The sequence below is a fragment of the bacterium genome (assembly GCA_035559435.1).
GTDB lineage: Bacteria > Zixibacteria > MSB-5A5 > WJJR01 > WJJR01 > JACQFV01.
This window is the reverse complement of sequence record DATMBC010000104.1, coordinates 1-8,316: the sequence shown is the minus strand read 5'-3', so window position 1 is coordinate 8,316 and position 8,316 is coordinate 1. Positions and strand designations below refer to the sequence as shown.

Here is an 8,316-nt window from a genome sequence, read left to right as displayed (position 1 = left end):
GCGGTCGTACGCGAAAACGCGATCAGCCAGAGGGGTTGGGATGGGTGCACGTAGTGTCCGGCCATGGTGGGCGATACTGGAGTTGAACCAGTGACCTCTTGCATGTCAAGCAAGCACTCTAACCAACTGAGCTAATCGCCCCCGTTTCATCCGCTAAACATAACAGGCGAACTTACAAGGGCGCAAGTGTTTATCCGGCGTCACAGGCGCCACTTTTTCAGCAGCCGGTCGACGATGTCGCCGATTTTCTCCTCGGCGGCGTAGTCGCCCTTTTCGATTTGACGGCGGAGTTCATCGACACGGGCCTGGCGCTGGGTGTCGTCCAGCGGGGTGGTGTCGGCATCCTCCAGCATGAGACGGGCGATGGCCTCACGGATCGCCGCATCGTCGCCTAAGGGGCTCGTGGAGGGCGGATGCTCCTTGTCCGGACCGAGATTGCCGGCGGGATCGTTCGGGCGAGATGTCATGATCGGCACGTTCCCTTCCCGGACCCGGCGGTCATAGCCAGCCCGGCGCCCCCCACGAGTAGTATCGGCGGCGCAGGCGGGCGAGTCAAACAAGGAGTAACAGTTTGGGGGAAGTGACGGGTGGCCAACGTGTTGTCGTTCGCCCGTGGACGATGGGATGGTCAGGGAGGGCGAGCCTCCCGGCGAGCCGCCACAGCCTGATTGCTATGTAGCCACCGCGGCTCAGCAGGAGCCTCGCCCTCGCGTGACAAGACAAAGCGAACGGTGGGCGCGCAGCGCGCCCACCGCGAGAGTGAGGATTATTCGTGGATGTCCGAACGGATGGGCTCGGAATCGAGACGTTCCTGCGAGAGGCGCTCGCATTCCATCGTCAGGTTGCGACAGCGGCTGACCATGGCGGCGATGCGTTTGACCACATCGACCACTTCGGCGTGGGTGAGCCAGTCGCTGAACTGATCGGCGCCCTCGTCGCGGGCGCGGCGCAGGAGCGCCTCGCCGGCCTCGATCTGCTTTTGCAGGAAGCCGATCTCTTCGAGGTCGGCGGGGATTTCACGTTCCTCGCCGCGGGCGAGGCGGTCGCGCTGTTTCTGCAGGAGGGCGCAGAGCGAGCGATAGAAGCCCAGTTCGCCGTTGAGAAACTCGACGAGCTGTTCAGGGCCGCGAATACCGGTGGTGATGTCCGTCATGGCGATGGTCCGTTAATGGCCGGCGGCGCCGGCGATCTCATCCTCGTAATCGGGTTCGAAGAACAACTGTTCGCGGCGCGGCTTCGGCATCCGCGCCGGCTCGGGCGCAAGCGGCGGCTCCGGCTCCGGGATGGTACTGTCGGCCACCGGCGTCCCATCCCACTTGCGGATCAGCCGTGAACGCTGCGAACGTTTGGTCTTACGCATGCGGAAACCTCTTGGCACGGGCCGTCCGGGCGGTCCCCGGATCGGTTTTTACACCGAGATGGCCGGCTCGGTCTCAGCGACAGACTCTTCGCCGAGCACCATAAACCGGGTCGGATACTGACTGCGGGTGAGCACCAACTGCTTGCCCAGCCCGTTGCGGCGGTTGATCACCACCGGCCCCTGCAGATTGGCGGACATGCGGCGCGGGTCCTCGGGGACGGTGAGAATGACCCACAGTTCGGTGTCGGCCGCGTCGCGGGCGCGCAGCTCGGCGATCTCCATGGGGTCGATGCGCACGGTGTAATCGGGCACGAACACGCGCGGCGGAGCGATTACAAACGACAGCCGCGGCTCCTCCAGCGAGCGCAACCGCGCGAACGGTTCCCAGGCGGGGTCGCGTTCGATGCGGAATCTGTGGTTGTCTTCAAAGCCCAGCAGGCCGCGCGGAAAAGTCAGCGTGCGCGCTCCGGGCGTGTCGGCGGTGGTGTCGGTGAATGCGATGTCGGCTGCAACGTCGGTCACGGCGTCCCTCCCCCGGCGATCAAGCGTCCTGGTCCTCGCCGTAGCAGAAATTCGAGTCGACGCCGCGCGGCGGCTCGGAGGCGTGTTCATGCTGACGGCTATGGGGAACGTGAATGGTGTGGTGACGGTGATGGCGCTGGATGCTGTCGGACCCCTTGCCGGGTCCGGCGGACGGCGACGGGGTCGCATCAGGTTTGCGGCCAAAGAGGCTCATCGGTTCACTCTCCCTGTGCCCGAGGGCGTCGTTGCGGGTGGATGCCATGGTGCGGACGCGGGCCGGCCTTCAGTTCGATGCCGCCGGCGGAGTCGGCGCCGGGGTCATCGCCTTTCACCTTGCCCTTGATGAGACGGGCCAGTCCGGCAATGTCGGTCTTCAGCGACCGCGCCTTCTTGTTTTCTTCCTTGATCTTCAGGTAGACCTCTTCGCGGTGCACCACAACCTTGATGGGCGCATCGACCCCCAGGCGCACCTGGCGGCCATAGACACCCAGCACGGTGACTTTGATGTCATCTCCGATGGTGATGCTCTCACCCTGCTTGCGCGTGAGAATGAGCATTCACCCTCCCTGGTGTTGCGTGATGGCCTCCGCGCCGTCACGAGTCCTGCTCAGTGTTTCTATCGGCGGGCGCGCGGGGCTCCTGAATCGCATCGAGGCAAAGTTGACGAGAAATCATCGGGAAACGATCACGCGCGGCCGCGGACGGCGCGCGGATGTTCAGAAACCGGACACGGGGTGTGGGAATCGCCCGATAGACGGGCGGCCGGATTACGGCACCGGGCCTTCGGCGAGGATGCGCGGAAGCAGATCATCGACCGGGAGCGCCGCCAACTGGGCAATGAGACTGACCCGCTCATCGAACGACGCGTACGCCGGCGGCAGGTTGATCTCGATGTCGCAGCCGGAGTGGGCGCGGGCGATCTGGCCGAAGACGGCATTGATGCGCTCGGCCAACAAGGGCAATTGCGCATCGGCCAGCCCGCGCGCTTCGAGGATGAAGTCGCGTTCGGGCACCGCGGTCATAAAGCAGGTCGAGGCGGCCACTGCGCCCTGATTCATCCAGGCGGTCGCCGGACTCAGGCCGCAGGGAATCGACGCGGCCGGATCGATGGCGCCGGAGGCCTGCATATGAAACTGACCGTCGGGCGAATGCAGATCGACCGGCAGGAGCGTTCCGCCGGCCAGCGTCGTCGCATCGCCCAGCGCGACCACACGTGCCGGCAGCGGCGCGCCGGGATTGACTCCGGGGCAGATCTCGGCCTGAACGAAGACCGCCGCCGCGGTGCCAACCGGGATCGGGACATCGGGCAAGGCAATGCCCAGATGTCGTAGCGTGGCAGCGAAGGTAACGTCGGTGTGGGGAATGACCGCGCCATCGCCGGTGCCGGGCAGGCCCACGACCACGCCATACCCCGAAACCGTTACCGGTGGTCCGAGGACGTAGGAGATATCGCGCAGGCAGACGCTGCGGCCGGGATTATCGGCGGCGAGGGCGGCCACAACCGGGAGGGCCAGCACGGCAGTCAGCCAGACGCGGACGGGAATCGGGCAAAACGGACGCTGACGACGAGACTTCGGCACTGCGCACTCTCCCCTGCCGCCCATTCGGGCCTATTCGGGACGTGTTGATCCCGGTCCCGGCTCGACCCATGTGGGCTTGCCGGGTTCCGCGGGCATGTTCAGATCGGCCGGGGCGACCTGGCGCACCCAGCGCAACAGGTGACGGGCCAATTCCAGCGTGTCATTGAGCGATTGCGACAGCCGTTCCAGCGTGCGCTCATCAGGCACGCCGATGGTTTCGACGGCGTTCCAGAGGTGCTGCGATTGCGGCTTGGTCTGGGCAAACCCCTGATCGATGGCGGTGACGGCATCGGAGACATCATGCGCCACCCGCGTCACCTTGGCGACCAGATCGAGCAATTCCTGGTTAAGCCGGGCACCGCCGACCTGCATCTGCTTCAGTTTGGCGGTGGCGACCGCCAGATTAACGGCCAGGAAGCGCGCCCGTTCGCCCAAATCGCGAACGGAGGCGACCACCTGCCCGATATCGTTCTGCAGATCCGGATCAGGAATGCGGACGTCTCCGTCCATGCCTGCCCCCAATGCGGCCATGCCGCGGTCGGTTATTCCGTCTCGATTTCGATCTGCCGCTGGAAGACATAGCGCGAAATCAGCCGCGACAGACCCTGCGAGAACTCCTTGGGATGATCGGCCATCCGGGCCAGTCCATGAGCGATCACCGGGTCGTCGATCTGCTCCACCGCCAGGAACTCGACGCCCATGAGGATTTCGCCGTCCTCGCAACGCTCCACCCGTTTGACCTTGCCGATGACGTTGGTCAGGGCATCGAAGCCGTGGACATCGAACTTCATCAGCAGGAACTCCCCTTCCGTGACGTGGTCGGTGGTCGAAACCAGGACCCCGCCGCCGGAGAGATTGAGCAGCACGCCGGACTTCTTCTCCGGATGCAGGCGGACCCGTTTATCGGGTTCGACCACGACGGAATTGAAGGAGACCGGCGAGAAGACTTCGATGCGCACGAAGCGGCGTTTCTGCCGATTCGCGGAGTTGTGACCGGGCTGGTTGTTGCTCTTCATCTGTTCCCCCAAAATGGCTGGCGTCCCATGTGCACTGCACGTCCCATGAATTGTCATTCGTTGCCGGCGGCGACGTCGTAGAGACGGCTCGCCTGCCGTTCGGCCAAATCGGCGATGTGCCGGGCCAGCGCCGAGCGGCTGCGATCGGCGCCGCTGTCGGCGATGGCGGCGGCGGCGGCCTCTCGCGCCAACGCGAAGTGCCGTTCGGCCTCGTCGAAGTAGGCCAGACGGCGGGCCAGTTCGCCGATCAGATAGGCGGTCATCATCGCGCCGTTGCCCGCCGCGATGCCGCCGTGCGCGTCAAAGGCCAGTTTGTAGTGATGCAGCGCGCGCAGACGGGCGTCCTCCTCGTGGATCGCCACCAACGGCGAATCCATCTTCAGCGCGCGCAGGAAGTCGGTGTACGACGGATAGTCGCCGAATGGCTCATTGACCAGGGCGCCGTCGGGGGCGCCGACAAAGCCGGCATCCGCGGCGGGGTCGGCGTTGAGCGCGGCCACGGTCTGCTCCAAAGTCAGCAGATGCTCATCGAGCTGATAGAGATGTTGCCGGCACTGTGCGGGGCGCAGATCATCGTCGGGATTGCGTTGGACCGCCTCCGGGTGGCTCTGCAGGAACCGGGTCATGCCGGCGGCGCGCGCCCGCAGACGTTCCACGTCGGCGGCCATCTCTGCCAGCGCGCGGGTCCAGTCGCGGCGGCTTTGCGCCAACGGCGAGGTCCAGTCGACCCCCGGCCGCGGCGACAGATCGCAAAACAGCCAGGCGATGCGCAAGTACCAGCGCGCCAGATCGGAATGCGACGGCGTCGGTAGCAGGTGCTCGCAGTGCACGGCCAACAGCAGTTTGCTGATCGCAGTGCGGTAGGGATAGGACTGCGGCCACAGCGAGGCGCTCAGGCGGCGGATGACGCTGTTGGGATTGGCCAGTTCCTCGAGATGGCGGCGGCGCACCTCGCGCCAGACTTCCGGCTTGCAGCCCTGCGTCGTCTCCCCGTCACGGAAGGCGCGGGTCATCTCGCGGGTGAAAAAGCAGGTCGAGCAGGTGGCGGTGAAATACAGGAGCGGATGCACCGCCTGGTAGCCGGGATGGGTCCAGCGACGCGACAGCGGACGGAAGTCGGTGTCGGTCCCGACCTCGATGTAGGCGCCGGGTCGCACGGTCTCGTACTCGTTGACCGTGCGGCAGACCGGACAGGTCACCCGGACCAGCTGGATGGGGTGCTCGTCACCGGTGGTCATCATCGCTTCGCCGGCATCCGATGCGGCGCGGGGATGGGCCTCAGACACCGAAGCGCTCCCGCACCATGTTGCGCAGTTTCCCCACCGACTTGGTGTGGATCTGCGAGACCCGCGACTCCGAGATGTTCATTGTCTCGCCGATCTCGCGCAGCGTCAGTTCCTCATAGTAGTAGAGCGCGATCACCAGCTTCTCCTGCTGGGTGAGATTGGCGATGGCGTTGATCAGGAAGGCGCGAAGCTCCTGGCGTTCGATGTCGCGCAGGACGCTGTCGGCGTTGGGGCATTCGAGCGTTTCGACCCGCGGCACCTGGCGGTTGTCCTCCTCGCGGTAGACCAGTTCATCCAGCGATAGGATGGTGGTGCCGGAGACATCGTCGATGGCGTCATGGAGCTCGGATATCGAGATCTTCAGGTCCTCGGCCAGTTCGGTGCGGGTCGGGGTGCGTCCGAGGCGGTTTTCCAGCCTGGTGGTGGAGCGGTCGATCTCGCGCGCCTTGGCGCGGGTCGAGCGCGGCACCCAGTCCAGTGAGCGCAGTTCATCGAGGATGGCGCCGCGGATGCGCGGCACCGCGAAGGTCTCAAACTTCACGCCGCGGTCGGGATCGAAGTTCTTGAACGCCTCGATCAGGCCGATCACGCCGGTCGACACCAGGTCGGGCAGTTCCACCGACTTGGGGAACCCCAGCGCCATGCGTCCGGCGACATTGCGCACCAGCGGCAGGTAGCGCGAAAGCAGCTGGTCGCGTATTTCGGGATCGCCGGAGAAGCGCCAGGCCTCCCATTGACGGGCGGCGCTCATGGGCGGCTCGGGGGCCCGTTTGGGGCGGGCGGCGGTTTTGCTGGTGGCGGAAGTCCGTGTCGGTCGCGGCAAGCTCGCGGTCGCTGGCATGGGCTTAGACTCCATGTTGGTTGGTGTTTGACTCCAATGTCGTTCGATATGCTGTTTGAATTGGAAGCAGGTGTCCGCGCCGGCCGTGAGTGTCCGTTGAGCGTTCGTCGGCCTGACGTCGTCTTCGATCTGCGACCTCCCCGAGGCGCAGAACGCCTGTCTCGTCCAGTTCTTGAGCAAGGGCGGTGCCAACTCTGCAGAGATTTGCAGCGTCGTTGTGCGCGAACGACTTTGCGGCGTTGGCGAGCATGGACTTTGCGGACGGCCGTGGCGCGACACGGAAGTTTTTTCCGGTGATGCGGCCGAAAACTCCGCATGGGCGGGGCCGCGAACTGTGGGATCGCGGCAATAGTACGTAGGCGGCGCGCGAGGGTGTCAAGAAGCCCTCGCCACGCCCTCTCCGATGTTTATCGGCAGCAGCGATCGTGTTATTCTGTCTTTTGTCACGCGACGGACATCATCGTGACGGAGGCCGAATGCGGACATTGACATCCTTTATAGGCGGCTGTTGGGAGCCGGAGGGCGGCGCCGCGCGGGAGATTCGCTCGCCCTATGATGACCGCGTGGTCACCCGCGCATTCATGGCCGGCGCGCCGCAGGTCCATCGCGCGTTGGACCTAGCCGCCGACGCGCGCGCGACCATGCGGCGGATGCCGCATCACGAGCGGGCGCAGATTCTCGATGGGATGGCCCGACGCGTCGCCGCGGAACGCGAATCGCTGGCGCAGTTGCTGGTCGAGGAAGCGGGAAAGCCGATCGCGCTGGCGCGTCTGGAAGCCGACCGTTGCGCCCAGACCATCAGCGAGGCGGCGCGCTGCGCGCGGCTGTCGGCCGATGAGATGTTTCCGCTGGACGGATATGCTCCCGGAACCGGCAAGACCGCGGTGGTGCGACGGTTTCCGCTGGGACTGGTGGCGGCGATTACGCCGTTTAACTTTCCTCTCAATCTGGCGGCGCACAAGATCGCTCCGGCCATCGCCGCCGGCTGCACAATGGTCCTGAAGCCGGCGTCGCAGACGCCATCGACCGGCGCGGCGTTGGCGCGGATCGCGCATGAGTCCGGGCTGCCGACCGGCGCGCTGAACGTGGTGCTTGTCGGCGGCGGCGATGCCGCGACGTTGGTCGACGATCCGCGTGTGGCGATGGTGACGTTCACCGGTTCGGCCGAAGTCGGCTGGGGCCTCAAGGGACGGCTGCCGCAGAAACGGGTCACGCTCGAGCTGGGCGGCAACGCCGGCGCAATTGTCGAACCGGACGCCGATCTGAAGCTGGCGGCGCAGAAATTGGCGATGGGCGCGTTCGGGTATGCCGGGCAGTCCTGCATCTCGGTCCAGCGCATCTTTGTCCATGCGTCGGTCGCGGCGCCGCTCACGCATGAACTGCTGGCGGTAACCGCGGCGATACCGTACGGCGACCCACAGGACCCGACGACCATCTGCGGACCGTTAATCGATCGCAGCAACGCCGACCGTGTGGCGGCGTGGATCGCCGAAGCCGCGTCGCTGGGAGCACGCATCCTCTGCGGCGGCGGGCGGACGGGAAATGTGATTGCCCCCACGGTGGTCGCCGATGCCCCTAACACCGCGCGGCTCAATTGCCAGGAGGTCTTCGGGCCGGTGGTCAATGTGACCAGCTACCGCACGCTGGACGAGGCGATTGCCATGGTCAACGACTCACAGTATGGACTGCAGGCGGGCATCTTCACCCAGGA

12 protein-coding genes and 1 tRNA gene are annotated in these 8,316 nt (G+C 65.6%); 1 reads left to right on the top strand and 12 read right to left on the bottom strand.

Translation table 11 applies throughout. From position 1 onward, the window contains the following. Positions 1-64 precede the first annotated feature (64 nt). The 12 genes from VNN55_12560 to VNN55_12505 form a co-directional block, all read right to left on the bottom strand. Positions 65-141, bottom strand: a tRNA-Val gene (locus VNN55_12560). Positions 142-200: 59 nt separating this feature from the next. Beyond that, complete coding sequence (locus VNN55_12555) at positions 201-467, bottom strand: hypothetical protein (protein HWO58382.1); 267 nt, start codon at positions 465-467, stop codon at positions 201-203. Positions 468-766: 299 nt separating this feature from the next. After that, on the bottom strand, positions 767-1,153 hold the full coding sequence (locus tag VNN55_12550) for a hypothetical protein (protein HWO58381.1): 387 nt from the start codon (positions 1,151-1,153) through the stop codon (positions 767-769). Between the two features lie 12 nt (positions 1,154-1,165). Continuing rightward, positions 1,166-1,360, bottom strand: a complete 195-nt coding sequence (locus VNN55_12545; protein ID HWO58380.1) for a hypothetical protein — start codon at positions 1,358-1,360, stop codon at positions 1,166-1,168. A gap of 48 nt (positions 1,361-1,408) precedes the next feature. Next, complete coding sequence (gene fliW / locus VNN55_12540) at positions 1,409-1,882, bottom strand: flagellar assembly protein FliW (protein HWO58379.1); 474 nt, start codon at positions 1,880-1,882, stop codon at positions 1,409-1,411. A 19-nt stretch (positions 1,883-1,901) separates the two neighbouring features. Beyond that, positions 1,902-2,096, bottom strand: a complete 195-nt coding sequence (locus VNN55_12535) for a hypothetical protein (GenBank protein HWO58378.1) — start codon at positions 2,094-2,096, stop codon at positions 1,902-1,904. Positions 2,097-2,100: 4 nt separating this feature from the next. After that, positions 2,101-2,439: a carbon storage regulator CsrA gene (gene csrA, locus VNN55_12530; GenBank protein HWO58377.1), complete on the bottom strand. Its 339-nt coding sequence runs from the start codon at positions 2,437-2,439 to the stop codon at positions 2,101-2,103. A 210-nt stretch (positions 2,440-2,649) separates the two neighbouring features. Beyond that, the gene (locus VNN55_12525; GenBank protein ID HWO58376.1) at positions 2,650-3,462 is read right to left on the bottom strand and encodes a flagellar basal body P-ring protein FlgI; all 813 of its coding nucleotides are present in this window, start codon (positions 3,460-3,462) and stop codon (positions 2,650-2,652) included. Between the two features lie 30 nt (positions 3,463-3,492). Beyond that, positions 3,493-3,972: a hypothetical protein gene (locus tag VNN55_12520; protein ID HWO58375.1), complete on the bottom strand. Its 480-nt coding sequence runs from the start codon at positions 3,970-3,972 to the stop codon at positions 3,493-3,495. A gap of 32 nt (positions 3,973-4,004) precedes the next feature. Continuing rightward, positions 4,005-4,478 (bottom strand): PilZ domain-containing protein, encoded by a 474-nt coding sequence (locus tag VNN55_12515; protein ID HWO58374.1) that lies wholly within the window; start codon positions 4,476-4,478, stop codon positions 4,005-4,007. Positions 4,479-4,531: 53 nt separating this feature from the next. Beyond that, positions 4,532-5,764, bottom strand: a complete 1,233-nt coding sequence (locus VNN55_12510) for a DUF2225 domain-containing protein (protein HWO58373.1) — start codon at positions 5,762-5,764, stop codon at positions 4,532-4,534. Further along, positions 5,757-6,515: a FliA/WhiG family RNA polymerase sigma factor gene (locus tag VNN55_12505; GenBank protein HWO58372.1), complete on the bottom strand. Its 759-nt coding sequence runs from the start codon at positions 6,513-6,515 to the stop codon at positions 5,757-5,759. The genes VNN55_12510 and VNN55_12505 overlap by 8 nt, the downstream gene beginning before the upstream one ends. A 566-nt stretch (positions 6,516-7,081) precedes the next feature. Between VNN55_12505 and VNN55_12500 the strand changes: the two genes are divergently transcribed. After that, the coding region (locus VNN55_12500) for an aldehyde dehydrogenase family protein (GenBank protein HWO58371.1) at positions 7,082-8,316 on the top strand (1,235 nt) is incomplete at its 3' end.